The sequence below is a fragment of the Denitrobacterium detoxificans genome, from assembly GCF_001643775.1.
GTDB lineage: Bacteria > Actinomycetota > Coriobacteriia > Coriobacteriales > Eggerthellaceae > Denitrobacterium > Denitrobacterium detoxificans.
This window is the reverse complement of sequence record NZ_CP011402.1, coordinates 221,652-244,733: the sequence shown is the minus strand read 5'-3', so window position 1 is coordinate 244,733 and position 23,082 is coordinate 221,652. Positions and strand designations below refer to the sequence as shown.

30 protein-coding genes are annotated in these 23,082 nt (G+C 63.0%); 2 read left to right on the top strand and 28 right to left on the bottom strand.

The window, feature by feature from the left end; all coding sequences use genetic code 11:
• Positions 1-8: 8 nt before the first annotated feature.
• From AAY81_RS00890 to AAY81_RS10500, 24 genes are all read right to left on the bottom strand, one after another.
• Entirely contained in the window at positions 9-1,229 is a 1,221-nt protein-coding gene (locus AAY81_RS00890) for a phage major capsid protein (RefSeq protein ID WP_066660246.1), read from the bottom strand.
• Between the two features lie 30 nt (positions 1,230-1,259).
• Positions 1,260-2,135 (bottom strand): head maturation protease, ClpP-related, encoded by an 876-nt coding sequence (locus tag AAY81_RS00885; protein ID WP_066660243.1) that lies wholly within the window; start codon positions 2,133-2,135, stop codon positions 1,260-1,262.
• A 4-nt stretch (positions 2,136-2,139) separates the two neighbouring features.
• The gene (locus tag AAY81_RS00880; protein ID WP_066660240.1) at positions 2,140-3,291 is read right to left on the bottom strand and encodes a phage portal protein; all 1,152 of its coding nucleotides are present in this window, start codon (positions 3,289-3,291) and stop codon (positions 2,140-2,142) included.
• Between the two features lie 9 nt (positions 3,292-3,300).
• Positions 3,301-4,944 carry a terminase TerL endonuclease subunit gene (locus tag AAY81_RS00875; RefSeq protein ID WP_082867774.1) on the bottom strand — a complete coding sequence of 548 codons (1,644 nt, stop codon included), beginning with the start codon at positions 4,942-4,944 and terminating at the stop codon, positions 3,301-3,303.
• Position 4,945: 1 nt separating this feature from the next.
• A complete protein-coding gene (locus tag AAY81_RS00870) occupies positions 4,946-5,413 on the bottom strand; it encodes a P27 family phage terminase small subunit (protein ID WP_066660237.1) in 468 nt (155 codons plus the stop codon).
• 263 nt (positions 5,414-5,676) lie between these two features.
• Positions 5,677-6,090, bottom strand: a complete 414-nt coding sequence (locus AAY81_RS00865) for an HNH endonuclease (protein ID WP_066660233.1) — start codon at positions 6,088-6,090, stop codon at positions 5,677-5,679.
• Positions 6,077-6,298, bottom strand: a complete 222-nt coding sequence (locus tag AAY81_RS00860; RefSeq protein WP_066660225.1) for a hypothetical protein — start codon at positions 6,296-6,298, stop codon at positions 6,077-6,079. Before AAY81_RS00860 ends, AAY81_RS00865 begins: the two co-directional genes overlap by 14 nt.
• A gap of 351 nt (positions 6,299-6,649) precedes the next feature.
• Complete coding sequence (locus tag AAY81_RS00855; protein ID WP_156501473.1) at positions 6,650-7,126, bottom strand: hypothetical protein; 477 nt, start codon at positions 7,124-7,126, stop codon at positions 6,650-6,652.
• Entirely contained in the window at positions 7,120-7,365 is a 246-nt protein-coding gene (locus tag AAY81_RS00850) for a hypothetical protein (protein ID WP_066660223.1), read from the bottom strand. The genes AAY81_RS00855 and AAY81_RS00850 overlap by 7 nt, the downstream gene beginning before the upstream one ends.
• 317 nt (positions 7,366-7,682) lie before the next feature.
• Entirely contained in the window at positions 7,683-7,826 is a 144-nt protein-coding gene (locus AAY81_RS10335; protein ID WP_156501472.1) for a hypothetical protein, read from the bottom strand.
• Positions 7,823-8,470 carry a hypothetical protein gene (locus AAY81_RS00845; RefSeq protein WP_066660222.1) on the bottom strand — a complete coding sequence of 216 codons (648 nt, stop codon included), beginning with the start codon at positions 8,468-8,470 and terminating at the stop codon, positions 7,823-7,825. The genes AAY81_RS10335 and AAY81_RS00845 overlap by 4 nt, the downstream gene beginning before the upstream one ends.
• An 8-nt stretch (positions 8,471-8,478) precedes the next feature.
• Complete coding sequence (locus AAY81_RS00840) at positions 8,479-8,670, bottom strand: hypothetical protein (protein WP_066660220.1); 192 nt, start codon at positions 8,668-8,670, stop codon at positions 8,479-8,481.
• Positions 8,657-9,166: a hypothetical protein gene (locus AAY81_RS00835; protein WP_066660217.1), complete on the bottom strand. Its 510-nt coding sequence runs from the start codon at positions 9,164-9,166 to the stop codon at positions 8,657-8,659. Before AAY81_RS00835 ends, AAY81_RS00840 begins: the two co-directional genes overlap by 14 nt.
• Complete coding sequence (locus tag AAY81_RS00830; RefSeq protein WP_066660214.1) at positions 9,163-9,438, bottom strand: hypothetical protein; 276 nt, start codon at positions 9,436-9,438, stop codon at positions 9,163-9,165. The genes AAY81_RS00835 and AAY81_RS00830 overlap by 4 nt, the downstream gene beginning before the upstream one ends.
• On the bottom strand, positions 9,435-9,680 hold the full coding sequence (locus tag AAY81_RS00825; protein ID WP_066660213.1) for a hypothetical protein: 246 nt from the start codon (positions 9,678-9,680) through the stop codon (positions 9,435-9,437). The genes AAY81_RS00830 and AAY81_RS00825 overlap by 4 nt, the downstream gene beginning before the upstream one ends.
• The gene (locus AAY81_RS00820) at positions 9,680-10,984 is read right to left on the bottom strand and encodes a ParB/RepB/Spo0J family partition protein (RefSeq protein WP_066660210.1); all 1,305 of its coding nucleotides are present in this window, start codon (positions 10,982-10,984) and stop codon (positions 9,680-9,682) included. Before AAY81_RS00820 ends, AAY81_RS00825 begins: the two co-directional genes overlap by 1 nt.
• Before the next feature lie 17 nt (positions 10,985-11,001).
• The gene (locus tag AAY81_RS10505) at positions 11,002-11,385 is read right to left on the bottom strand and encodes a hypothetical protein (RefSeq protein ID WP_066660207.1); all 384 of its coding nucleotides are present in this window, start codon (positions 11,383-11,385) and stop codon (positions 11,002-11,004) included.
• Positions 11,382-11,861: an ATP-binding protein gene (locus AAY81_RS00810; protein WP_169815770.1), complete on the bottom strand. Its 480-nt coding sequence runs from the start codon at positions 11,859-11,861 to the stop codon at positions 11,382-11,384. The genes AAY81_RS10505 and AAY81_RS00810 overlap by 4 nt, the downstream gene beginning before the upstream one ends.
• Positions 11,862-12,076: 215 nt before the next feature.
• On the bottom strand, positions 12,077-12,850 hold the full coding sequence (locus tag AAY81_RS00805; protein ID WP_066660201.1) for a conserved phage C-terminal domain-containing protein: 774 nt from the start codon (positions 12,848-12,850) through the stop codon (positions 12,077-12,079).
• Positions 12,851-12,880: 30 nt separating this feature from the next.
• Complete coding sequence (locus AAY81_RS00800; RefSeq protein ID WP_066660190.1) at positions 12,881-13,336, bottom strand: single-stranded DNA-binding protein; 456 nt, start codon at positions 13,334-13,336, stop codon at positions 12,881-12,883.
• Positions 13,326-13,841 (bottom strand): NUMOD4 motif-containing HNH endonuclease, encoded by a 516-nt coding sequence (locus AAY81_RS00795; protein WP_066660189.1) that lies wholly within the window; start codon positions 13,839-13,841, stop codon positions 13,326-13,328. The genes AAY81_RS00800 and AAY81_RS00795 overlap by 11 nt, the downstream gene beginning before the upstream one ends.
• Positions 13,842-13,843: 2 nt before the next feature.
• A complete protein-coding gene (locus AAY81_RS00790; RefSeq protein ID WP_066660187.1) occupies positions 13,844-15,037 on the bottom strand; it encodes a site-specific integrase in 1,194 nt (397 codons plus the stop codon).
• Positions 15,034-15,258, bottom strand: coding sequence for a hypothetical protein (locus AAY81_RS00785; protein ID WP_066660185.1), 225 nt, complete (start codon positions 15,256-15,258; stop codon positions 15,034-15,036). Before AAY81_RS00785 ends, AAY81_RS00790 begins: the two co-directional genes overlap by 4 nt.
• Positions 15,259-15,777: 519 nt before the next feature.
• Entirely contained in the window at positions 15,778-15,987 is a 210-nt protein-coding gene (locus tag AAY81_RS10500; RefSeq protein WP_066660180.1) for a helix-turn-helix domain-containing protein, read from the bottom strand.
• A gap of 145 nt (positions 15,988-16,132) precedes the next feature.
• On the opposite strand from AAY81_RS10500, the gene AAY81_RS00770 reads away from it, so the two are divergent.
• Together AAY81_RS00770 and AAY81_RS00765 are read left to right on the top strand one after the other, a co-directional pair.
• Positions 16,133-16,783, top strand: a complete 651-nt coding sequence (locus tag AAY81_RS00770) for a LexA family protein (protein ID WP_066660173.1) — start codon at positions 16,133-16,135, stop codon at positions 16,781-16,783.
• A 29-nt stretch (positions 16,784-16,812) separates the two neighbouring features.
• Positions 16,813-18,321, top strand: coding sequence for a recombinase family protein (locus tag AAY81_RS00765; RefSeq protein WP_066660171.1), 1,509 nt, complete (start codon positions 16,813-16,815; stop codon positions 18,319-18,321).
• 195 nt (positions 18,322-18,516) lie between these two features.
• Here AAY81_RS00765 and AAY81_RS00760 read toward each other — a convergent pair whose 3' ends face one another.
• The 4 genes from AAY81_RS00760 to AAY81_RS00745 form a co-directional block, all read right to left on the bottom strand.
• The gene (locus AAY81_RS00760; protein WP_169815768.1) at positions 18,517-19,182 is read right to left on the bottom strand and encodes a type II secretion system F family protein; all 666 of its coding nucleotides are present in this window, start codon (positions 19,180-19,182) and stop codon (positions 18,517-18,519) included.
• A gap of 254 nt (positions 19,183-19,436) precedes the next feature.
• Entirely contained in the window at positions 19,437-20,408 is a 972-nt protein-coding gene (locus AAY81_RS00755; RefSeq protein ID WP_066660165.1) for a type II secretion system F family protein, read from the bottom strand.
• Entirely contained in the window at positions 20,408-21,679 is a 1,272-nt protein-coding gene (locus AAY81_RS00750) for a TadA family conjugal transfer-associated ATPase (RefSeq protein ID WP_082867770.1), read from the bottom strand. The genes AAY81_RS00755 and AAY81_RS00750 overlap by 1 nt, the downstream gene beginning before the upstream one ends.
• Complete coding sequence (locus AAY81_RS00745; protein ID WP_169815767.1) at positions 21,670-23,070, bottom strand: CpaE/TadZ family protein; 1,401 nt, start codon at positions 23,068-23,070, stop codon at positions 21,670-21,672. The genes AAY81_RS00750 and AAY81_RS00745 overlap by 10 nt, the downstream gene beginning before the upstream one ends.
• Between the last annotated feature and the right edge of the window lie 12 nt (positions 23,071-23,082).

Below are 23,082 nucleotides of genomic sequence, written 5' to 3'. Positions count from 1 at the left end.
CGCGTCACCTAGCCCTCGGCGGGGGTTTCGGCGGGGGTTTCGGCGGCGGCTTCGGCGGCCGTGGTGGTCACGCTGCCCTGCACGGGGAATGCCAGCGGGGCGAGGTTCGTGAGGTCGAGCAGAATGGCCGACGTGTTGTCGACGGCGCGGCCGTTCGCATAGGTGACCAGCTTGAACGCGCGCTGGTCCTCGATGAACTTGACCTCGTCGCTGGAATCGATGCCGCGGTCGCCGCCCACGAACAGGCCGTACTCGTCCAGACGGGCAAGGATGCCCTCGTTGTCGGCCAGGGCCTCGGTCTCGATGGGCTTGGTGGCGACGGGAAACGCGTCGCTGTACTCACCCGAGGAGGTCAGCATGCGGATGGCGGGCATGACCTTGGTGAGGTAGGTGTTCGCGTTCGTGAGCAAGCAGAGGTTGCCGGAGCCGCGCTTGCGCTTGCCCTGCTCGTTGACGGCGATGGAGGCGACCAGCGGGCCATAGCTCGCGGGCAGGAAGTCGGTGACGGGGACGGCCGTCTTGTCCGGATAACCAGTGGAGGTGTCGATGGACACGCCCTCGTGGATGTCCTTGCGCAGGCCGATGGGCTCGTTGTTGATGCCCGTGCCGGCGACGATGCCGTATTCCATGCCGTCGCCCCATGCCTCGAAGAGGCAGGTGCGCACGTAGCCGTCGAGGAACACGGGGCCGAGGTCGAGCATGCCGCGGCTGACCACCGCGAAGGCGGAGAGCTTGGATTGCTTGACGCTCACGACCTTGAATGCGGAGGTGATCTCCTTGGTGATGGCGTCCGTGATCTCGCCCCAAGCGAAGCGCTGGGCGGTGTGGTCGTTGAGCACCCATTCGGTCAGGTACTTGGTATAGACGGGCTTGACGGCCGCCAGCAGCGGGCGCTCCTGCTCGAGGTCGCGCATGACGTCCTCGAAGATGGTCGTCGGCATGGCGTCGTCGGGGATGCTGTCGAAGGCCTGCTTCGGGTTGGAGGACTTCAGGGCCTCGATGACCTTCTGGTAGTAGGCCGTCTCCTCGCCAGTCAGCTGGCGGAATCCGCGGTCGGCGAGCGCGCGGGTGTCGTTGCTGGCCTGCGCTGCCTCGAACTGCGCGGCGACGTCGGCGGCGACTGCCTCCATGAAGCCGGCGAAGGCGGCCTCCTGGGCCTTCTCATCGCCATCGCGCACGGCCTGCACGATGGCGGCTGCGGCGTTCTTGGCCTGGTTGAGCTTGATCATTTCGTTTCCTTTCGGTTGTGATTGGTGCGGCTATCGGGCGATGAGCTCGAAGAACGCCGCGATGGGCATGGCGCGCTGCTCGGGCTGCGCGTCGTCGGGGTCGCCGTCCTGGGCGGCCGCATCGGGGTCGGCGGCGGGCTCGGGGTCCACGGGAGACGGGTCCGACTGCTGGGACGGCTCCACGGGAGCTGGCTCCGTGCGCTGGCTGGTGCCGATGGCGAGGGCGAGGGCGTTCATCGCCTCGACGGCCCTGTCGACCGTGACGCTCAGCGGCGCGTCGGCCTGGCCAGGCTGCCCCGGGCACGCCATGACGGAGCGCATGAGCGCCATTCGCGCGCTCTGCGCGGGTGCCGCCGTCTCGCCAATCGGCTCGACCTCGGTGCAGAATCCCATCTCGGCGCATTCCTCGGCGGTAAGCCAGGTCTCGGCGTTCATGAGCTCATCCAGGCGCTCCTCCTCGACGTCGCCGGTGGCGCGGTAGATGCGCTTGGACATCTCCGTGATGGTCTCGAGGTCCGCGGCCGCCTTCTTGAGCGCCTCGGAGTCGCCCGTGGCGCTGGTCCACGCGTTGTGGATGAGCAGCAGGGACGCCTCGTTCATCACGCGCTCGTCGCCGGCCATGAAGACCACCGATGCGATGGAGCACGCGAAGCCATCCACGACCGTGCGCACCTTCGCGGGATGCGCCTTGAGGGCGTTGTAGATTGCAAGGCCCTCGGAGACCTCGCCGCCGTAGCTGTTGATGTGCACGTCGATGAGGCTCACCGTTTCGGGCAGGGTGGCCAGGGACTTGGCGAGCGTGTAGCTCGACACGTCGGATTCCAGCCATTCCCAGGAGGTGATGTCGCCGTAGATGTCGATGTGCGCGACGTCTCCGTCGACCGCCATCTGGTAGTAGCGATTCATTCGTCTATTCACCTCCCCCCGCGTACACTTCCCCCGCGGGGGCGTAGTTACGGGTCATCCAATAGGCCCCGCTCCATTCCTCGCCAGCTGGGTCTAGACCCAGCAGCTCGGCAACGCCGTCGGGCGTGAGGAGGCCAGAGGACACGATCTTGCTGGCCGAATCGGCCGCATCGAATAGGTCCGTGTACTTGAGGTGGGTCGAGTCGATGACGACGCGGTCGCCAGCGCTCCACCCGTCATAGTCGAACGTCTTGCGCTGCAGTTCGGCCTGAGTGACGTCGATGACGGGGTCGACCGCGAAGCTCATGAAGCTGCGGAAGACCTCCGCGAAGTTGTTAACGTTGCCGTAGAGCATCGAGGTCGGCATCTTCGCCGCGGCTGCGACCGCCTCGAAGCAATCCTTGCGCAGGTTGACGAGGTTAGACGAGGTGGTTACCGTCGCCGACGTGCCAACCTCGGACAGCTCGGTGCCCGCGTACTCTGGCAGCACGGCGGAGTCGGCCTCTAGGAACGACTTGAGCGATTCGTTCACGTACTTCGAGAACTCCTGCTGCGCCTTCGTGTCGCCTGGGCGGATGGCCGGCGACTTAAGCTTGTACTTTCGGCCGCAGCGCTTCGCGAAGTCGCCCATGGCGGCCTCGAGCGCGCGGTCGTACCAGCCGTTCATTCCATCGACGATGCCGTGAAGGTCGCTCGGCATGCGGAAGCGGAACACGTCGGAGGCGCGATACGAGCGCCTGATCTGCTCGCCACCGACGGTGACGTGCTCGTACACGTCCTCGCCGAGGTGGTTCCGCTTCGACGGCGCGGCGCTGTCGGCAAGGTAGAGGCTCCCGCGATAGGGGACGACCAGCGCGCCCTCCTTCTCGTGGAGCATGCGGTCGACCATGCGCCCCATGAGCTCGGGTCCGCTCTCGTTCGCGTTCGGCGAGAGGTTCCATGAGTAGGCGTCGCGGGAATCCTCCACGAGCCTTCCGCGCTCGTAGAATCGGATGGGGCACTTGGCCACCATCGAGCTGATGTAGCCGGTGGCGATTCGGAACGCCGCCTCGGTCATGGCGGCCTTGGCGAAGTCCTTGGCAACTACCTCGGACGCGCTCGTGGCGTCGAGCCTGTTGCCCAGCCAGTCGTACAGGCGCTGGGTGATTCCAGCCATGCTTCCTCCTTAGGAGATGATGAGCGGTTCGGCGTATACGGCCTCCGCGTATTCGGGCACGCGGTCGGCGATGGTGAACGCCGCGACCATTGCCATGAAGCCGTCGTTCTTGCGCGAGCGGCGGTCGATCTTGCCGTACTTGTAGTTCCCGTTCGGCGCGGGGACGAGCATCGTGTTGTTAGCCATCCAACGGAGGCACGGGTCATCGCCCCAGGCGATGCGGTGCGTCGCGAGGGCCGCGTCGATGACGGGCTGCGCGCGCATGATGTCGGACGGGCGCACCAGGCGCACCGTGCGCTCGGGCGGGTCGGCGCTGAATCCGATCAGCTCCAGCTCTCGCTTCACGAGCGCGTACCGGTAGTCGTCGAGAGCGACCGCCTCGACGAGGCTGTCGATGTTGAGGTCGGCAATCCAGTCGGCCACGACGCGCGCGTCGACCTCGGCGGCGTCCACGACGTCGACCGTGGCCCACTGCGCGATGGGCGCCTTGATGAGCGGGATGTCGCGCGACTGCGCGCAAATCCAGCTGTGGTGCCTCGCGTAGAACTGGTCGCCCACGCGCCACAGCGCGCAGACGGAGACCATGTCCGTGGTCTTCGCGAAGTCGATGCCGACCACGCACGGCACCCCGCGGAGGTCGGGCACCTCCGCGAGGCATGCCGTGAGGTCTTCCCACGACGCCACGGGCAGCTCCGTCCTCGCCTCGGGCAGGTTGAACCGCTTCGTCGGGGTAGCCGTATGCTTCTCGGGGTGTCGCCGCCATTCGGCGACCTCGCGCCTGTACTCATCGAAGAGCTGCGGGCGCATGAGCAGGCGTGGGTTCGCCTTCGGCCATACGGCCTCGTCCTCTATCTCGGCGCGGCTGTCGAGCTTGCAGATAAAGGGCAGCAGGCCGTTGTCGGGCTCGCCATCACACAGGATGGCCTGCGCCAGCTCCTTCTTCTCGTCAAGCACGCCGTCGCGGATGTCGCCGTCGGTGGTGCAGAACAGGCGGCGCGGGTCGTCCTTCTTGCCCAGGCCGCCGGTGAACACCTCCATGGAGGCGCTGTCGCGGTAGGCGTGGATCTCGTCGAACATGACGCAGCCCGAGCGCATGCCGTCCTTGCTTCCGCTGTTGCCCGACCAATACTTGAACCTCGCGCGGGTCTCGCGGTTGTAAATCTCGAGCTTGTTCCAGGTGAACGCCGATTCCCAGTAGTCTGGCTCGGACTCGAGCATGTTCCACATGTCGTCGAATGACAACTTCGCCTGCTCCTCGGTGGTCGCGCAAACGTCCACGTCGTACTGCCTGATGCCGTTGGCGGGAGACAGCAGGCAGAACGCCCAGAACGTCATCAGCGCGGTCTTGCCGAACCCTCGCCCGACGTAGCACAGCAGGTCTGGCCAGCGGGGCAGGCCGTTCTCGCCATAGCAACAGAGCCACAGGGCCGTCAGGAAGTCCTCCTCGGGGCCGAATGGGAACGGAAAGAAGTCCTTATAGCCCATGAAACGGGCCAGCTTTTCCGCATCCACGGTCACGTTCTCGGTCTCGAAGACGCGCCGCAAATAGCCCATCAGGAGGGCGTGCTCCTGGCACGCGGGAACCTCCCCGGTCTCTACCAGGCGCGCCCATTCGTCGATCTCGGGGACGCCCGAAATGGCGGTCCATTCCACATCACAGCACCGCCTTCGGCTTCGCCTCGGGCGGCTTCGGAACCACGATCTTGCACCGCGCGGTGCAGTTCATGCCGAACGCCGTGGCAATGGCGTGCGCCTGCTTGAACGCGCGGTCCTGGGCGCGCTGCAGCTCCATCGCCTTGCCGACATCGCCGCATTCCAGCGCGTCCTTCATTCGCGTGGTGAACTGCTCGTACGCCCATTGGGCATCGACGAAGCGCGCCAGCTCGTCCGCGTCGATTGCGGCCCACACGCCGATGGCGGCGAGCTCGCGGGCGATGCGGCGGAAGCGCTTGCGCAGCTCCCTGTCGACCATGTAGTCGGGCGGGTCTATCTTGACGTTCTTCGGGTGGACCTCGGCGGCCCTCCGCTTCTCGATTTCCGCCTTCGTAAGGTGGGTCTGGCCGCGCGCGACGATGACGTCGACGGGGATGGGCTTGCGCCCCGAATTCGGCAGCGCCGGCATTGGCATCGCCTCCTCGCGACTAAACGAAAATGGCCCCTGGCCGAAAAAGGGAGGCTTCCTCCCTTCCGCACAAGGGGCGTCGGTTTGTGGGCGTTTCGGATTTTTCGGGGTTTACCCCCTGGGGGTGTATCCCCAGGTCAAACGCTTGAAAATTTCAGCGCTCGAATTTTCCCAGCGAAAATCGAGCGCCGTGAGGGCCGAAAACGGCCAATTTATGCATAAATCGGAGGATGGAGACTCGATTTATGCATGAGCTGGCCTTTTCACCATCTTTCCTCGGTCACGGGCTCGCGCCCGTCCCTGGTGCACCCCGCGGCACGACCGTGCCTCTTCTCATGGCACTCGTTGCACAATGCGATGAGCTGCGCGTGTCGCTTGCCGTCTGTGTCGTACCAGAATCGTGACAGTGCGAAGCCTGGATAGTCCTCGACCGGAAGGACGTGGTGCACGACCATCGTCACGTCTTCGTCGAGCACGGTGGACAACTCGCCGCGCTTGCGGCAGTCATGGCATTCCCCATGGCTCTCGCGCAGGATCTCCTCGCGCAGGCGCCGCCATGGCGCGCGCATGTAAAACAGTCGGTCGTCGCCGCGCTCGCGCCGCTCCCTCGCAAGCCTGTCGGCAAGCGCCAGGTCGTAGTCGCGCGTCAGGTCGGGCGTCGGGCTAGGCCTGCCCATCGTCTTCCTGGTTGGTGCCGCAGATGGCATGCATCAGCTCGCGCACCTCGGGGTCGGGAATCATGTCGATGATCTCCTTGTTTACCTTGGGGACGAGGAGGGCCGTGTCGGAGAATCCGCTTCCATCGGCGGGAGTTCCGTCGAGGTTGCAAATGCCCAGCGCGGTGAGGGTAATGGTCGCAAAGGAGGAGAATTCTTCGTCTGTCATCGAGGAGACTCTGAGTGCGGTGTACTCGATGAATGAGCGTCGGGACATTCTCATCTACGGCCCTCCTTGCCTGTGCGTGCGTCCCATGTGGCATGGGAACCTGAGATACAGGATACGAGGTGACCCGCATGAGGATGCATAAGATTAAGTCACATTAGGTCACATTGCATAAGGTCTTTGGGCAAGAGAAGAGGCCCGGCGTGGGCTTCTTGCTACTGGAGCCTACTGGAACCTACTGGAACCTACTCCGTATTTGCTCCGTACTTGCTCCGTACATACGAGAGCGTGTAGTGCTGCGTGGGGTCCTTGGGCAAAGAGAAGGGGCCGCCACATGGCGACCCCTCGGTTATCCTAGATTCTGTGCTCCCAGTCGAGCGGCACGAATGGCGCGACGTGCATCATGGCCACGGCCTTCTTGTTCGCGATGTACCCGGGCGAATACCCAAGCGCGCTAGCCGTCTCCCCGTTGCTCTTGCCTGCGAGGTAGTACATGCGCAGCACGGCGGCATCGCCATCGGCGGCATCACCCGCGCGCTCCATCTCGTCGATGGCATCGAGGGCCATTTGGTGCAGCTCGCCCACGCGCGATATTGCTGCGGCGCATCTCTTCTCCACGGCCATGAGCCGCTCCGCGCTCTGCGCAACCGGGTCGGAATGCCCGCCCGGTGCGGCCCCCATGGCGTCATAGCGGACGGCTCGGATCATGTCGCGGGATGCATCGAGCTGAGCACGGGCCGCCTTGACTTCCGAAGACCCACGGCGGCAGCAACGGAACAATCTCTCCGCGTTCGGGTAGCGCGCGTAATCATCGCGCAGCTCGGCTAGCATTCGGCATCAGCCGCGAGCGCGACGAGAGCAGGCGGCACGTCGACCTCAATCAGGCAGCGGCGCCCGTCTATCTGGGCCTCGCGCCATGCCTTGCGCCGTCCCGCATTGCGGGCGTAATTCCAGTCCGTGGTGTGGCGGCAGCTACCGCCGTTGACGTAGCACTCTTGCCTACACTTTCCCTCTTCTCCCCAATCGCACGCAGATCCATTGCACAGGTAAAACCGATTCGTCCCAGGCATCGTTTCGTCCCCTTTCGATGCCCGCACGCACGCTGGCAGCGTTTTCACCATCATAATCAATGTAACGAACAGGTCAAACGCTTCCCCGCAAATGCCCCTCTTATTAGGAAATGACAATTAATTACTAGTTAATTGCTTTTTAGGTGATGCGGAGAGCTGGGAATGTAGCTGCGGCCTGGGGTTGCCGCGAATCCGCCCGAAACGCGCCGAAAGCCGTTTTTGCACGGTTTTTGCACGGCCACCAAGTCGGGCCATGGCATAGAGAAAAGGGGCGCTTGCGCGCCCCCTTCCCATGGAATGTGTATCGCTGTGTTAGGCTAGCGACCGCGCCCGGCAAGGGCCTCGACGAGCAGGCATGCCAGCGTGATGGGCAGCAGGATGGCGGCTAGCAGGAGCGTGAGGGCGTAACCTACGACCAGCCCCACGCCCTGTCCCACGGTCAACGGCTCTGCGCCGGTCATGGGCGAACCACCTTCCCCTCTGTTGATTGCGCGTCGAGCTTTAATTTGATAATTGATTCGTCAAAGTCGATGCTGTGCAGAAGCCCAAGCAAATTACTCACTTGTGGCGAGCGCCAAGCGGTCATTGCGTAGGTGTGAGCGTCTTTCGTGTAATGATAGTGATTGAGACGAAGGTGCTCGCGTGCTTCGGCATAAGTGAGAAACAGTGTGTCTGGCACGATGAATGCTTTCTTAACAAGAGTGTGGTGCGTTAGATGCTCAGCAAATTCTGATGTATCAAGAAACCAGCAGCAGTTGTCCTCAGACACAGATGGGTCGAGCTCGCCATCTTCGGTGAATTTGATGCCGAAGTCTTCGCCTTCTTCAGACGTCTCGATGTCGTGAATGGTGGCAATCTCATCTTCGACAATAGACTCGATGGCTTCGCGAGGTGAGTAGTCACAACTGTGATCATCGCTATCAGTGTATCGAATGATGTCACCGTAGCCGTCAGGCACTATTTCAAGGCGATAATCTCTGATGACATAGAAGACAGGTTGCTTTTGTATAAACCTTTCAGAAGCAATCTTTGCATCTTCATCAAGTGCTGCTTGGAATTCTTTAAGCCACGCTGTTGGATTAGAAATAGATGTTAGCTTGCTCATAGCGTCCCCTATCCAATATCATCCAGGTCAACTGGCTCCACCGACCAATCATCGGCAAAGCAGGCCTTCGAGCAGTAATAGTGCTTATGCTTGGGCAGGTCGCAGTAATGGTGCCATTGCAGCCAATTGTCCAGGCATACGAACACGTCTTCGCCTTCCTTGATCTCCTTGCCGCAGTAGGCGCATCTAAGCTCGTTCATAGCGCCCCCTCCATCGGTTCCTGCGCTCGCAGGCTTGCATGTACGTCGTGAAATCATCGACGCCCAGGGACGCGATAACCATGCAAACATCTTCCTGAAGTTCGCGCAGCCCCTGGACAAGACGTGTCTCCGAAGCCTTCTCGCCATATTCCAAGATATGGGCGCTCTCGAGTTCTTCGAAGGCCCCGTAGACCCGCGCCGAATCGACCAGCAGGAGGAGCAGCCCGCCCTTTTCCAACACCATGGGCTCGCATTCGCACGTGGTTGCGGGGTCTCGGTCGAGGCCGCGCAACATGTTGGAGCTCGCCATGATGAGGTCCGCCAGCTCGTTGAACAGCTTGTGCAGGAACGGCTGCCGGTACATCGCCCTGCCCTTGGCGTCGAACTGCTGCCAAGCGGCAAATGCTTCGGCGGCCTCCTCGAGAATCTTGACCGCCTGGTCGTAATCAGCGCGAGGATTCGGAAACGTAGCCACCTCGCCAATGTTGACTATCATCTCGCGTACACCACCTTCGCTTTGCATCTTGGACATGAAGTGCCCTCGCTGGGCCTGACACTGGATAGAAATTTCCCGCATAACCCGCAGCACCAACGATGCTGCGACCCCAGCAAAGAGTCGTTGGTGTACTTCCTGGGAACAGCCTCCATGGGGCGGACGTATTCGACCCCCTGGTACAGAATCGAATCAGGCATCTCGTCGTCGGGCGTGATGACCCGCTGCTTGATGCCATCGGGCGTCATGACCAGGTCGAGCTTATTCGTGCTCATCGTCCGAACCCCCCCTTCGCCATAGCATCGCGACACTCTTGCGCGAACGCTTCCAGGCACTCGAGGAAGTCGGCCATATTACGCGCCTCGCCTTCCAATCGGACGGTAGCCGGGCCGCCTTTCAGGCGGCCCGTCACCCAGCCATAGCGAATGGAAAAGAGGACTGGGCTCTCGGCAAACTCGACCGACATCCGCAAGCCGCGCTCGTCGGCGATGTGGATGAAATCAAACAAGGTCGCCACTACTCGTCACCATCCTTGCCCTCGCCCTTCCAGTCATCGGAATTGGCCCACTCGACATACGCGTCGACGGCGGGCTGCAGCTCGGGGTCGAGCTCGAATCCATCGGCGAGGGCGGCGGCATACACGGCAGCCCAGTCCACCGCCTTGTCGTGCTCGTAGGTGGTCATGCCGCCAAGTTCGCCAAGGAAGAGGGCCTTCACGCCGAACTTCGCCGGGGTGGGCATTCGGTTGCCGATGACGACGGCGAGGGGCAGGCCGCTCACGTAGTCGAACATCTTCGACATGCGCAGCTCCTTGCCATCCTCCTTCGCGCGGCGGACGAACTGCGGCGCGGAATATCCCTCGGTTGCCCAGACGCGATCGAGCGCCCAGCGGCCCACGTTCGGCAGCGGCCCGCCTGACAGGATGGACTCGTAGACGAACGCCTCCACGGACTCCACCGCAGCCGCCAGCTCGTCGGCCTTCGCCTGCGCGGCGATCGCGCGCTCCTCCGCCTCGGCATCCACGGCATCGGATGAGGGGGCGTAGACGGTCACCATGCCATCGTCCACCTCGGCGTAGGCGACGCAGCCTTCGGGCCAATCATGCGATTCGACGGCCTTCGGGATGTTCTTCCAGGGGCTGAGCGTGTACTCGTGCGTCATGTCCAGGGGCCTCTCGCCCACCAGCCCGATGCCCACCCCGGCAAGCGCGTCGATGGCCGCCCTGGCGGTCGCGCGGTTGCGGGAAAGGCGCTTGCGGCTATCCGCCACGAAGCGCCACTTCCCATCCTCCGCGTCGAGGATGGCAGCTGCGGCCTCGTCGTCCCCCGCCTCGGCGAACTCGCCGATTGCGAACAGGCGGTCGAAGGTCATCTGGTCGCCAGCATCGCCCGCGACGGAGCGGCCGCGGCGCGCGCGTCGGGCGCTTCCCGGCGCGAGGTGGGCGGCCGCATCGATTACGTCATCGTCGACGCCGAGCAGCAGCATCTGCTGAGTGCCGCGGCTCTTCTCCTCGTCGGTCAGGCGGCGCTTGTCGTCGGTGGCCACCATGGCCACTGCGGCGTCTCGCTCGTCCATGCCCTCGCACACGACGCATGCGACCTCCTCGGGCGCGCCCTCGCCCAGGGAGCGCATGGCGCGGATGCGGCGCTCGCCGTCCACGATGCGGAAGATGGAGCCATCTGCCACCACGATGGGCGGGTTCCACGGCTGGCCGCCATTGCCGGCGAACGACGCGGCTAGCGCGTCCAGGTCGCCGAAGTCCTGGCGGGGGTTGTTCTCGTCGGCCACGATTGATTCGAGCCTTACGTTCCTGATCTGCATTGAGTCTCCTTTGCTATCTATCGGTTTACCGATTCCTTCAAATACGTGATTCGCCAGCCGTCGAGCACGCCGTGCCTGCTGGCCAGGGAGGTGACGCGGCACGCTGGCACGCCGAGCGCCAATGCGGCCTCCGTGACGCTCCTCCATGCTCGCCACTGACCATCGGGGTGCGTTGCCAGGATGGGGTTCCTCGCCTTGTTCGAGAACATCCAGGCGGGAATCTCGTCCTTCCACGAGCGCTCGGCGGGGCGTCGCGCCCATTGCGCGCAGCTGCCGTTCCGCTCGCAGCGCTCGCGGCGGCGGGAGCCCTCGCGGCAGGCGTGCAGGCACGTGGCGCAGGTGCTCTCCCGTGCGGCCCTGGCGTGCGGGGCGTGGTGGGCGGCGCGGGTCGACATGGTCATCGCGCGCCTCCCCTCTGGCGCACGTCCTCGCCGGTCGTCGTGATGCAGCGGCACAGCTGCAGGCGGCTCGCTATGGCCTCCGCGGTCTTGGCCTCGCCGTGCCTGGCGTACAGCCCCAGCAGGTCCCCGCGGCTGTAGTTGGCCGTGAAGACCGTGGCCTTGCTCGCCGAGTAGCGCGCGTCGACCAGCTCCCACATGGCGGCCACGGAGTACTCGCTGGTGCCCTCCTTGCCCAGATCGTCGATGGCCAGGAAGTCGACGCAGCGCGCGCGGTTCCAAAGCTCGGGCGCATCGATGCGCGCCTTGACCAGCTCCGCGGCCGTGGAGAACATGGCATGCGCGTGGCGGTTGCTCACCAGCTCCTCGACGATGCAGCATGCCAGCTCGGTCTTGCGGGTGCCGTAGCTGCCCTGGACGTAGACCCACTCGCCCTCCTCCATGGCATCTGCCAATCGAGGGGCATCCGGGTGCGCCATGCCGCGGAACAGGGAGGGAACGCGCGCCCGGTCGAGGGCCTTGTCGGCGCGGGTGGGCGGCTTCTCCCAGACCCTGCGGGACTCGGCGCAGCCGCACGAAGCCCAGCAGGTCGGGTGGTACTCCACGCCGTCGACGATGACGGAGGTGCGCTTGAGGGGCCTGCCGCAGTATGGGCACTCGATGGGCGGCGGGGTGATCGCGTTCGCGATGTCCATCACATACCACCCCCGATTACCTCGTCGACCACGCCGTCATATTTCGAGTAGTCGGAGATTGGGCCGAGCTCGTTGACGTAGTTCTCGAAGTTCGTCTTGCTGAAAAGGGTGGACGGGCGGATGAACGCGCGCATCTTGGGCGACTTGGACCACTGACCCACCTTGAGGTCGATCACGCGCTTGATGACGTCGACGCCGTATCCCTCCTCCATGCGCGCGTGCACCATGCCGCGCGTGGCCTTGGTATCGGCCTTGAAGGACTTGCCAGAGCGTGCGTTCAGGTGGTCGATTACGTCTCGAATGGGGTCGTAGCCGTCCGCCTCTGTGCGCTCTAGGGGGACTATAGGGGGTTTATTATTATCCCCTATATTATCCCTATATATATTGGTGGACATTTTGTCCGCACCCCCCGGACATTTTGTCCGCACCCCCTGGACATTTTGTCCGCACCCCTGGACATTTTGTCCACCCCCCACGGAGCGCATGCCGAGGCTCTGGGCGGTGACCCTGTAGGACTTGAGGACGATGCCGGAGATGACCTGCTCGCGCTCCTCGATGAGCCCCATGTCCTTGAGGTCCGACAGCGCCCTGCGAATCGTTCGCGTCGACGCGCCGCACCATTCGGCCAGGTACCTCTGAGAGCCCTCGAACCAGGAGCAGCCGTCCTGCGAGAACCCGTAGATGATCGAGTAAACCGACAGGCGGGCGCCAGAGAGGCCTAGGTCGTTGACCATCCAGGCGTGCTGGACGACGTACGTCTTGCTTGGCAGCATCCGATTACCTCCTTTCCCTTCGGATGCTCCCTAGAACGGGATGTCCTCGTCGTACAAATCGCCATCGTAGCCCGTTTGCGGCTGCTCTCCCGCCGCGCTGGGTGCCGTTTGGGCGCTTCCCGCACCCGTGCCGCCCTGCGGGGCGTTCGCGGCCTTAGAACGGCTCATAAGCTCTAGGGCATCGGCTACGACCTCTAGCCTGGACTGCTTGCCGCCGTCCTGCGTCTCCCAGGCGCTGTAGCGCAGCCGCCCGGAGATGGCCACCTTGGAGCCTTTGGACAGGTAGGGGCGCAGGGACTGGGCGCGCTGGCCGAACATCACCACGCCAACCCAGTTGGCGCGATCTCCCCACTCGCCCGTCTGGGGATTCTTCACGCGGTCGTTGACCGCAACGCTGAACCTCATGACGGCGTTGCCGCTCGCGCTGATGCGCAGCTCGGGCTCGCGCCCGATGTTTCCGCTGATGATTACCGAGTTAATCGACATCTTCCATCCTCCATCTCTTTCCTTGCTTGATGTACCCGACCATGGTTGGGGTGATTCCGAATTCGCTTCCGATTTGCGCGTACGTCCCCGTTGCCGCCCGTATCCTCCTCGCGGTCTCCGCGTCGAGCTTGCGGCCGATGTGGCGGTCGTGCGCCCTCCTGGGCAGGTTCCGCCAGGCGTGCGCCACGTTCTCGCGATGCGTGACCCATTCGAGGTTCACCAGGCGGTTGTCCGCCTTGTTCCCGTTGATGTGGTTGACCTCGACGCCCTCCGCATGGAACGGGATGAACGCCTCGGCCACGAGCCGATGCACCAAGACGTTGCTCACGGCCCCGTCGCGCGAGAGGAAGACGCGCATGTAGCCATTGGCGCAGCGGCTGGGCGACAGCTCCACCCCCGCATACGCGCGGCCACCGCACTCGTGCGGCGCGCTCATCACGTGGCCCTGGTCGGATACGAGGTACAGCCCCTCGTATCCCGGCGCCCACTTCCAGCGCTCGCCCATGGCTACTCGCCCCCCTTCGCGACCTCGCCGCTCAGCAGCGCCAGCTCCACGTCATCGCGCGGCGATGCGTGAACGTAGTTGCCGATGGTCGTGTTGACCGATGCGTGGCCCAACCTGCGCGCCACCTCAGCGAGGTTGCCCTTGCCAGCCACTAGACCAGTGGCGTGGGTGTGCCGCAGGGTGTGGAACGTGCCGTGCGAGATGCCCAGCGAGCGGACCAGCTGCGTGAACCAGCGGCTCACGGCGCTCGGTCGGATGGGCTGGCCGCAGCGCGAGCACATGACGGGCGTCGACGGCCCCGTTCGGCGCATCCACGTGTCCTGCCATGCGAAGTGCGCCCGCAGCGCCTCGTCCAGCTCTGGCGGCAGCGTCAGGTTGCGCACGCTGCTGTCCTTCGGGATTCCGTACTCGGGCCGTCCCGCGGACTCCGTAAGCTTGCGCTGCACGGACAGCCGCCCGTCTCGCACGTCGCGGCGCATCAGGCCGCAGATCTCGCCCTCGCGAAGCCCCGTCCCCAGGGAGATGAGGACCGCCATGGCGAAGCTGCGCGCGTTGACGTTGCGCCCCGCAGAATCGTCGGCCAGGATGGGCGCTATGGCCTCGCGTATCGCCTTGACCTCATGCGCGGGAAAGTACCCGGTGACGGCCTTTCGGCTGCGCGGCGTGGCCACGTCGCTCATGATGTCCAGGTCGACCGCGCCAAGCTCGCGGAACCACTTCCACGCGCCCGAAAGAAGCTCGTGGACGAGCTTGATGCTCGACGGGGCCAGCGCGCCGCTCGATGCCATCTTCGAGTACATGCGCTGCACCATGTGCGGCCTCACGTCGCCCACCTCGATGGCACCGATGGCGGGCGCGATGTGGCAGCGCAGCAGGCTGCGGTACGTCGATGTGGTCGCAGGCTCGCGTCCCGCAACGCCGCCCAGGTGGTCGATGTAGGCGGCGAGCATGTCGGCCGTGCGCGAGCTTCCCGCGACGCCCCAGGCAGCCCTCTGCGTCTCGGCCCATTCCAGGGCCAGACGCGCCGCCTCGTGGCTAGTCATGCCGAATCCCAGAGCGTGGCGCACCCTTCGGCTCGCGCCCTCGCCCCTTGCGTGCGGAAGGTAGGCCCTCGCGTACCAGCGGCCGCTGTCGTATCGGCCCAGGAAGATGCGCACGCCGTCCACGTTGCCGATTTCAGCTTCCAAGACGGTCATCGCAGCAGCCCCCTCGCGCGGTCGAGGCCGTTGCGCGTGCTGATGTCGAGCACCGGCACGAGGTAGGGGCCGCCCAGGTTGAAGAGCTTCTTCGCCTTCGCCGCCTCCGAGTAGACCGGGAAGACGGCCACGGGCATGTCCTTCCCGTCTACCTCCCTGGTGACGGCGTAGAACGCCCCCAGCATGGGCCTATTCGGCCCGTAATTCGTGATTTCATTCATTGATGAATCTCCTCGCTTCTTCGATTCGCCCGCGAGGTGCGCGCCGCTTCTGCCAGCGGCGAGCGGGGCATGCATCGCCCCGATGGCCCGATATTGGGTCGCGCGTAAGGAGTGAACGCATGGGGGTGCGGGGCCATCGGACGGCGCGCACCCTGCGGGCGAATCTCCCCGTTGCTAGCCAAACAGCATGAACAGCGCCAGCGGGGTGCCGATGAACAGGCCAGCCGCCACGAGGAACGTGACGAGGAAGTCACGCGCGCTGGAATCAGCGACGCATGCTATCATTTCGGATTGCAGGAGGACTCCTGCAATTCTCCCGGTGGCGCGCTCGGTCTTGGCGGAATGGGCGCGCTGCCTATTTTCTCGATGGCTCATTGAGCCTCCCTTCTTCGATAATCGGATTGAACGCCTTCGCGAATCTCTCCGTGGTCCAGCTATCTGGTACGTGGATGGTGGCCGTGCAGTTGCCCATGCGGACGTCATGCTCGCCAGCTCGCCACGTTATTGACAGCTGGGCGCTCATTGCACGACCTCTTCTTCTTGCTTCGTAAAAAAGTCGAGGTCGACTTCCAGCGCGTTACAGATGGCGACGTATTCCTCCGCGGTAAGGTTTCGCTTGCCGTTCATAGCAGAGGACATCGCCATCTTCGTGAGTCCCGCCTTGCGGCCGATGGCCGTTTGGTTGAAGCCCTTCTCCTTGATGTATGCCTGGATTCGTCTCGAGATCATTGACCCTCCTTTCGAAAGTTTTCCCATCCTGTACAGGCGGTTCAGCCCGTCTGAACTCATGGTAGTACAACTTTCCTGAACTCGCAAGAAATAATTTACTTTAGTTTTGAAAAGCTTTACTATTACAGGCGTGGAGGTGAGCCTTATGTCGGTACGAGACAACATCCGCGAATCGCTTTACGCGTTCATCAAATTAGAGGGCAGTAAGGTGGCCTTCGCCGATAAGGTCGGCGTAACGAAGTCAGCCGTGACCAATTGGACGAACGGCAACAACGCGCCCGATATAGAGACCATCGCGAAAATATCGAACATGTACGACGTGCCCCTGTCGGACATCCTTGAGGGCAGGGTCACGTCAGATGACGTAAAGGAACCCTGTACCAGGTGGGTGCGCGTTCCGATGTACGGCTCCATCGCCGCTGGCAAGCCCATAGAGATGGCCGTGGTGGATGGCGAGATGTCCATCCCCATTGAGATGCACAAGAAGTACCCGCGTTCGTTCCTGCTGCGCGTGGAGGGCGAGAGCATGAACAAGCGGCTGCCGAACGGCTCGCTTGCCCTCATCAATCCGACCAAGGACGTCATTGACGGCCACGCGTACGCTGTCGCAGTCAATGGCTACAACGCGACCATCAAGCGCGTGAAGAAGTACGAGAACGGCCTGGAGCTGGTTCCCGATTCGACGGACCCGACGATCAAGCCGAAGGTGTACGACTTCGGCGATGCTAGCACGGAGACCGTGACGGTCATCGGCGAGGTGGTGTGGTGCGTCTATCCGTTCGACTATGAGGTCTAGAGTCATAGTCGAAAATCGAGGTGGGCACCATGGGCGACGGCTACTACATAACATACCTGCGCAAGTCGAGGGCGGACGTGGAGAAGGAGCGCCTCGGGAAGTTCGAGACGCTGGCCATCCATGCGGAGCGGCTGGAGAGGTACGCGAGGGACAACGGCCTGCGCGTCGAGCACGTGTACCGAGAGCTGGTCAGCGGCGAGAGCATCCAGGCGCGCACGGAATTCCAGAAGGTCATGGAGCGCATCAGCGACCCTGACTGCATCGGCGTCATCGTGCACGCCATCGACCGCCTGGGGCGCGGGGACCCCATGGAATACGGGTGGATACTGTCCACCTTTCGGTACACGCGCACGCTCATCGTCACGCCAACCAGGACGTACGACCCCACGGTCGCGGAGGACATACAGTCGCTAAAGCTGCAGATGTTCGTGAGCAACATCGAGCTGGAGCACATCCGCGAGCGCATGAACGAGGGCAGCAGGCGCGCCGTGGAGCGCGGTGGCTACCATGGGCCATTTGCGCCATACGGATACGACCGCGGCAAGATAGGCATGCAGGCATCCATAGTCCCCAACGAGACCGAGGCGCCCATCGTGCGCCGCATGTTCTCCATGGCCTGCGATGGCATGAACAAGGGAGCTATAGCCCGCAAGCTGAACGAGGACGGCATACCGACCCGCCATGGGAAGATGTGGACGGCATCAGCAGTCGGGCGAACCCTGTCTAACGACGTGTACAAGGGCGTCGTGACGTACGGCAAGTATTCGGTGTCGATTACGAGCAGGGACGGCCTGACGTTCGAGAAGAAGAGGGTCTATCGGAAGCGCGGCGAGTACGTGGAGGCGCAGGGCATCCACGAGCCGCTGGTCGATGCCGAGACGTGGGCAACGGCGAATCGGAGGGCGTTCGAGGGCGTGCCGGTGCAGCGGGATAGGAGCGTGAAGAACCCTCTCGCGGGTCTAATCGTGTGCGGGAAGTGCGGGTATGCGCTGGTGCGGCAGGTCGTGACGCCGCAATGCGGGCGGCCATATGCCAGGCTCCATCACAAATATGGCACGGAATGCCATTGCGTGAGCGTGCGCCTTGACTACGTGGTCGGCAAGGTTGCGGAAGCGCTCGAGCAGATCACGGAGGACCTGGACATGGGACTCGTCCGCCCAGGGGCCGCCCCTGGGGAGCTGGAGAGCGTGGATGCGCAACTGGCGCGCGAGAGCGGCAAGCTCGACAAGCTGCTAGAGCTATTCTACGCAGATGCGCTAAGCGTCGAGGAGTTCAAGGACAGGCGGGACGCGGCCCAGAAGCGCGTCGACGGCCTGCGAGCACGCCGTGCCGAGTTGGAGCGCATGGAAACAAGCGCCCAGACTATCTCCATGAGGACCAAGGAGGCGGTGGCGCTCCTGCGCGACGATTCCATATCGGCGGAGGCGAAGAACGACGCCTTGAAGGCCGTCATCGAGCGAATCGAGTACTACGAGCTTGACACGGCACGCGAGAACCGTGCCATCCACCTGGACATACGTCTTCGCGGATTCAAATAGCCATCATTTGACAACAAGCACCCCAACGAGGATGGCGTACTCGGTCGTACCCTGCCCCTTGCAGTCCTTCGCCAAACGAGCAGCCAGCCCATACATGTAGGAAGCCATGCGATGGAGCGCCCTAGCTGCCCCTCGCTCTACAGCGCAAACCACGTTTTTCATTCTCGTTTCCTTTCTTTGCGCACATCTCGCGCACTAGATCACGTCAAGCAAAATAGGACCAAGTACCAGCAGCAGCATCGACGGCAAGATCAGCGTTCCAACGGGAATCATCATCTTGACCGGCGCTTTCATAACCACCTCCTCTATTGCGCATCGACGCACGCGCCTGGCCTCGGCCGCCAATTGTTCAAGGGAGTCGGCAAGAGGGGAACCAAAGCGAAGCGACCGAACGACACTGTCCACCACACGCGCGAACAGCGCAGAGCCATACGAATCGGCAAGCAAGCGCAAGGCCTCTTCGCGCGTTCTCATGCCCGACGACCATTCGGCGCGCGCAAGCGAGAGCTCGTCGGCAAACACGCCGCCAAAGCACGCGCAATACAGCTGAAGGGCCCTGTCGAACGTCATACCACTACGAAGCCCCAAGCAAATAACCTCAAGCGTCTGGGATAGCCCCCGCTCAAGCGCTCGTGTGCGCAGAGTAGCCTCATGCCGAAGCGCACGATTCAAAAGACGCCAGCCGAAGACAATGCCGGCAAGCAACCCGACCACCGCAAGTTCGGGAGAAAGAAGGGACCCCAGCAAGCAAGCCACGATGGCGCATGCAGCCGTCGCCTCCAAGCGCACCCGGCAAAGCCCCTCTTCATTCACCTGCGATGAAAGGCCCGCATGCAATGACAAGCTACGCAGCGAACTCATTCCCCACCGCGCGATGGGGTGGCGTTCGAATGACGTGCCTCCCTGATGAGAGAGACGAATTGCGCCCCGAATAAGCAGGGCATCCAACCCCGATGCATAGCGTGCGGAAAACGAAGGGGGCGCGCTTGCCGCATGCGCAAGCACCGTTCGGCGAGAAGCCCGCCTGACATACACCCCGGCCAGCATGTACGCACTGCACGCCCCCGAAAGGGCCGAGGAAGCGCAGGCAATGCCCCAGGCAACCGTTTCGGTCATCACGCCACCTCCACTGCCAGAATCCGACGCACGGCAAAGATACCCGCAAGCTGCATAATCACAGCCACTATGAGCATGGCGAAGCCAAGCGGCGACGCGAAGAACGGCGCAAGAAAGTCGCGCGAAAGCAGGGACAATGCGGCAAGAAGCCCCAGAGTAACGCCCACCACGACGCGTGCCGACAAACGAGCCTGGGCAGTATGCACCCGCAACGAACGACGAATCTCGATCTCGTTTTCCAACGACTCGCGCGCCGCCTCCAGCACATGCTGCAAGCTACCGCCTGCCTGATGCTGCACCCTCAAGGCAACCGCCAAAAACGCCAGCTCGGAAGGAGCCTCGCTGCACGTACCCATGCCATCGAGCGCTTCCGCTACGGTCGACCCAGCCGCAAGCTCCATCCTGGCCCGGCCGAACACTTCGCCCAAAGGCTCCGGTGCCGAGCTTTCAAGTTCATGGAACGTTTGCGACAGCGTAAACCCTACGCCAAAACACGATGCCATGGTTCGCAACGCGTCCGGCAGTGCATCGCGGGCCGCCTCACGACGCTGCGAAAGCACATGCGACGCGGCTGAGCACGCCACATACCAACCGGAAAGAAATGCAAGCAAACCCCCAATCGCAGAACCCAGGGCAGCACCGCCCACAAGGCAGGCAATACCCAGCGCAAGCACCGTCGAAGCAAGGCTTTCGGTAGACGCCTCGTATCCGCGCGTCGCAAGCGCGCGAACGCATTCCGAACAGCCCGCTCGAAACGGCCCAATGCGCAACGCGGAGGAAGATAACGAGCCAAGCAAGCCAACGCCATTGCGCAAGACGCGCCGCAAAGGCGACCCCGTACCCGATGTGCGCTGCACGCGACCCGAGCGTATACGCACGCGCGCAAACCCAAACACGACCCAACATGCCGCTACGCCACAAGCGCCGGCGCTGAGAATCGCAAGCGCTGCCAGCAACTCCCTCTCGCCCATCACGCGGCCCTCCCCCGCTTAGCAGGCGCATTCTCCTGGCCAACCCACACGCCATGCGTATCGGGAGAAGAACGCGTATACACTGGAGAAACAAGGCAGCCCGCACCGTTGGGCTTGGCCCCCACCTGACTTACCGAACACAGGAAGCGCCTCCCGTCCGCGCTACGCGCAACCTGCACGATATAGTCAATTGCGCTTGCGATCTGCGATTCAATAACCTCCACGGGCAACTCGACTGCGTAGCGCACCATGGTCGTAAGGCGCGAAACGCAATCGGCGGGAGAATTGGCATGCAGCGTAGTCAGCGAGCCATCGTGTCCCGTATTCATGGCCTGCAGCATATCGAGCGCCTCGCCACCACGACATTCGCCCACAATGATGCGGTCGGGACGCATGCGCAGCGCATTGATCACCAAATCGCGAATGGATACGAGCCCCGTCCCCTCGATGCTTTCCGGTCGCGCCTCCAGGCGAACGACGTGCGGGTGTTCCAGAAAGCGCAATTCGGCAGAGTCTTCAATCGTCACGATGCGCTCCCCCTTGGAGATTTCGCAGGACAGCGCATTGAGCAGCGTGGTCTTCCCGCTTCCCGTTCCGCCCGAAACGGCAATGTTCTTACGCTGGGCAACGCACGTTCGCAGGAAACGACGCACGGAAGGCTCCAATGACCCGCTCTCCTGCATATCCGTCATCGTCATGACATGCGTACGAAACTTGCGTATGGTCAGCGTGGGCCCATCAAGCGCAATGGGAGGGATCACCGCGTGTACGCGATGCCCCGAAGCAAGGCGCGCATTCACCATGGGCGAAGCCTCATCAATGCGGCGCCCAAGCGGTCCCAGAATTCGATCGATCAGCACGCGCACCTCATCATCGCTGGAAAAGGGACTTCCACACGCCTCCAACGTTCCTGAGCGCTCAATGAAGAGCGAAGAGCATCCATTCACCATGATTTCCGTTACCGTCTCGTCCTCCAGATAGGGCTCGAGCGGACCCAACCCGAACAGGGAATCGATAAGCGATCCCATGAGCCGCTCGCGCGAAGCCGCATCCGCGGCAAGCCACGGGTTCGCCTCGAACACCTGCTGGCAAGCTCGTCGCACCTCGTTTTCGGCGCGCGTGGGATTATCACGGCCCATGCGCGCCACCACATGCGACGGCAATATCTCGCGCACCCTGCGCTTCAGCTGCTCAAAAGAAGCCGCCTCATCTTCCTGCCCGGAGCGAACGCTTTCGTTGCCCGCCTGGCGCACCATCTCCATCAAAGACATGCCGCCCGCCTCCTTAGGCCATCCAAAATGCGAACGCGTTTCCTCTTCGGGTCGGTAATGTCGGGATTCGCGGCATTTGCACCATGCGGCAACGTTTCGCGAAGCGCCGCTTCCAGGCTGCGGCATACAGGATTGCCTGCGCCCACTAAATCGGCTGCCTGGCCCGACCCCATAACCTCGCCAACCTCCCTGCCGCCATCGGCCACTTCAAGGACATGTGCACCGGAAAGCGCGCACGAGACGTCGATAGAGCTAAACAACGAAGAGCGAGAACAACGATTTACCAGGAACTTCACCGACCTGGTGGCAACGCCGCAGCGCGAGCAGAGCTCGAGCGCATGGCGGCACAGCCGGATGGCCGTAGGGCGCTGATCGAGAACGAAGAACACCGCAGACGAAAGCGCGACAACGCGCATATGCAGCGTATCCCAGGCAGGCGCCGTGTTTACGACCACCACATCAAAGCGCTTTCGAAGCGCCTGCAGCAAATCGACCATCGCAGGCTCCACCTCTTCCGCATGCTCTAGGCGCAGCGGAGCCGCGAGCAACGCAGGCGCACCGCCATCGGTGCGAAGCCCATCGAGCTTGCCCGCATGGGCTATGGCATCGTCGATGCGCATGGGGTCCTCGACCCCCAGCAGGAAGTGAGCATCGCCGCACTGCAAATCAGCATCGACCAGCACCGTTCGATAGCCCATCCGAGCAGAAAGAAGCGCGCAGAGAACCGAAACGGTGCTCTTTCCCATGCCCCCTCCCGCCCCCACGACGCCAAGCATGAAACCAGCTCGAGCTGCATGGGCGGTTTGCGCCTTAGAACCAGGTATTACTTCAAAAGCGGAACGAAACGCTTCCGCTGCGCTCACATTTTTCGGAGAGCCCTTCTCGGACACAGTTTTCGCCCCAAAATCGTCGTTTTTCACTGTGGGTGGCATATCCCCAGGTGGCGGGGTACCCCCTCCCCCAGCAAAATCAGCCTTTCCCAAGCTCTCTGGAGCCGCGTGAGCGGGCTTGCGCTGGGGTTTTGCATCGCCTGGGCACTCGCGCACGACAGACCCAAAACGGGCCTTACATTGAGCGTAGATGCGCGCTAAAGAGGGCCCATCCATGACGCCGGTAACGCCCGCAGCACGTGCACGGCTGTAGAGCGATCCGCTCGCAGAAAACGAAACGAGCGCCACCGTGACGGCACCATCGCGCTTCAAAGCCGCCGCCAGATTGATGGCATCGACGGAGTCGCTCCCCGCAATCCAGTAGGAGCAATCCGCAGCATGCGCGCGGGCAAAATCGCGTGCCTGCTGCGCATCGGTAAAGACTTTCAGCCAGGGCTGCGACGCAAGGCGCTCACCGCCCAACCCCATCATGTCGGGATGAGCAAGGCATGCTTCATCCATGCAAAAGACGAC

Excerpts from the sequence above, each read along its gene's own strand:
- AAY81_RS00890 (WP_066660246.1), bottom strand. The coding sequence starts at position 1,229 with ATGATCAAGCTCAACCAGGCCAAGAACGCCGCAGCCGCCATCGTGCAG.
- AAY81_RS00885 (WP_066660243.1), bottom strand. The coding sequence starts at position 2,135 with ATGAATCGCTACTACCAGATGGCGGTCGACGGAGACGTCGCGCACATC.
- AAY81_RS00880 (WP_066660240.1), bottom strand. The coding sequence starts at position 3,291 with ATGGCTGGAATCACCCAGCGCCTGTACGACTGGCTGGGCAACAGGCTC.
- AAY81_RS00870 (WP_066660237.1), bottom strand. The coding sequence starts at position 5,413 with ATGCCGGCGCTGCCGAATTCGGGGCGCAAGCCCATCCCCGTCGACGTC.
- AAY81_RS00865 (WP_066660233.1), bottom strand. The coding sequence starts at position 6,090 with ATGGGCAGGCCTAGCCCGACGCCCGACCTGACGCGCGACTACGACCTG.
- AAY81_RS00860 (WP_066660225.1), bottom strand. The coding sequence starts at position 6,298 with ATGACAGACGAAGAATTCTCCTCCTTTGCGACCATTACCCTCACCGCG.
- AAY81_RS00855 (WP_156501473.1), bottom strand. The coding sequence starts at position 7,126 with ATGCTAGCCGAGCTGCGCGATGATTACGCGCGCTACCCGAACGCGGAG.
- AAY81_RS00850 (WP_066660223.1), bottom strand. The coding sequence starts at position 7,365 with ATGCCTGGGACGAATCGGTTTTACCTGTGCAATGGATCTGCGTGCGAT.
- AAY81_RS10335 (WP_156501472.1), bottom strand. The coding sequence starts at position 7,826 with ATGACCGGCGCAGAGCCGTTGACCGTGGGACAGGGCGTGGGGCTGGTC.
- AAY81_RS00845 (WP_066660222.1), bottom strand. The coding sequence starts at position 8,470 with ATGAGCAAGCTAACATCTATTTCTAATCCAACAGCGTGGCTTAAAGAA.
- AAY81_RS00840 (WP_066660220.1), bottom strand. The coding sequence starts at position 8,670 with ATGAACGAGCTTAGATGCGCCTACTGCGGCAAGGAGATCAAGGAAGGC.
- AAY81_RS00835 (WP_066660217.1), bottom strand. The coding sequence starts at position 9,166 with ATGATAGTCAACATTGGCGAGGTGGCTACGTTTCCGAATCCTCGCGCT.
- AAY81_RS00830 (WP_066660214.1), bottom strand. The coding sequence starts at position 9,438 with ATGAGCACGAATAAGCTCGACCTGGTCATGACGCCCGATGGCATCAAG.
- AAY81_RS00820 (WP_066660210.1), bottom strand. The coding sequence starts at position 10,984 with ATGCAGATCAGGAACGTAAGGCTCGAATCAATCGTGGCCGACGAGAAC.
- AAY81_RS10505 (WP_066660207.1), bottom strand. The coding sequence starts at position 11,385 with ATGACCATGTCGACCCGCGCCGCCCACCACGCCCCGCACGCCAGGGCC.
- AAY81_RS00810 (WP_169815770.1), bottom strand. The coding sequence starts at position 11,861 with ATGGCGCACCCGGATGCCCCTCGATTGGCAGATGCCATGGAGGAGGGC.
- AAY81_RS00805 (WP_066660201.1), bottom strand. The coding sequence starts at position 12,850 with ATGCTGCCAAGCAAGACGTACGTCGTCCAGCACGCCTGGATGGTCAAC.
- AAY81_RS00800 (WP_066660190.1), bottom strand. The coding sequence starts at position 13,336 with ATGTCGATTAACTCGGTAATCATCAGCGGAAACATCGGGCGCGAGCCC.
- AAY81_RS00795 (WP_066660189.1), bottom strand. The coding sequence starts at position 13,841 with ATGGGCGAGCGCTGGAAGTGGGCGCCGGGATACGAGGGGCTGTACCTC.
- AAY81_RS00790 (WP_066660187.1), bottom strand. The coding sequence starts at position 15,037 with ATGACCGTCTTGGAAGCTGAAATCGGCAACGTGGACGGCGTGCGCATC.
- AAY81_RS00785 (WP_066660185.1), bottom strand. The coding sequence starts at position 15,258 with ATGAATGAAATCACGAATTACGGGCCGAATAGGCCCATGCTGGGGGCG.
- AAY81_RS10500 (WP_066660180.1), bottom strand. The coding sequence starts at position 15,987 with ATGATCTCGAGACGAATCCAGGCATACATCAAGGAGAAGGGCTTCAAC.
- AAY81_RS00770 (WP_066660173.1), top strand. The coding sequence starts at position 16,133 with ATGTCGGTACGAGACAACATCCGCGAATCGCTTTACGCGTTCATCAAA.
- AAY81_RS00765 (WP_066660171.1), top strand. The coding sequence starts at position 16,813 with ATGGGCGACGGCTACTACATAACATACCTGCGCAAGTCGAGGGCGGAC.
- AAY81_RS00760 (WP_169815768.1), bottom strand. The coding sequence starts at position 19,182 with ATGAGTTCGCTGCGTAGCTTGTCATTGCATGCGGGCCTTTCATCGCAG.
- AAY81_RS00755 (WP_066660165.1), bottom strand. The coding sequence starts at position 20,408 with ATGGGCGAGAGGGAGTTGCTGGCAGCGCTTGCGATTCTCAGCGCCGGC.
- AAY81_RS00750 (WP_082867770.1), bottom strand. The coding sequence starts at position 21,679 with ATGTCTTTGATGGAGATGGTGCGCCAGGCGGGCAACGAAAGCGTTCGC.
- AAY81_RS00745 (WP_169815767.1), bottom strand. The coding sequence starts at position 23,070 with ATGGATGAAGCATGCCTTGCTCATCCCGACATGATGGGGTTGGGCGGT.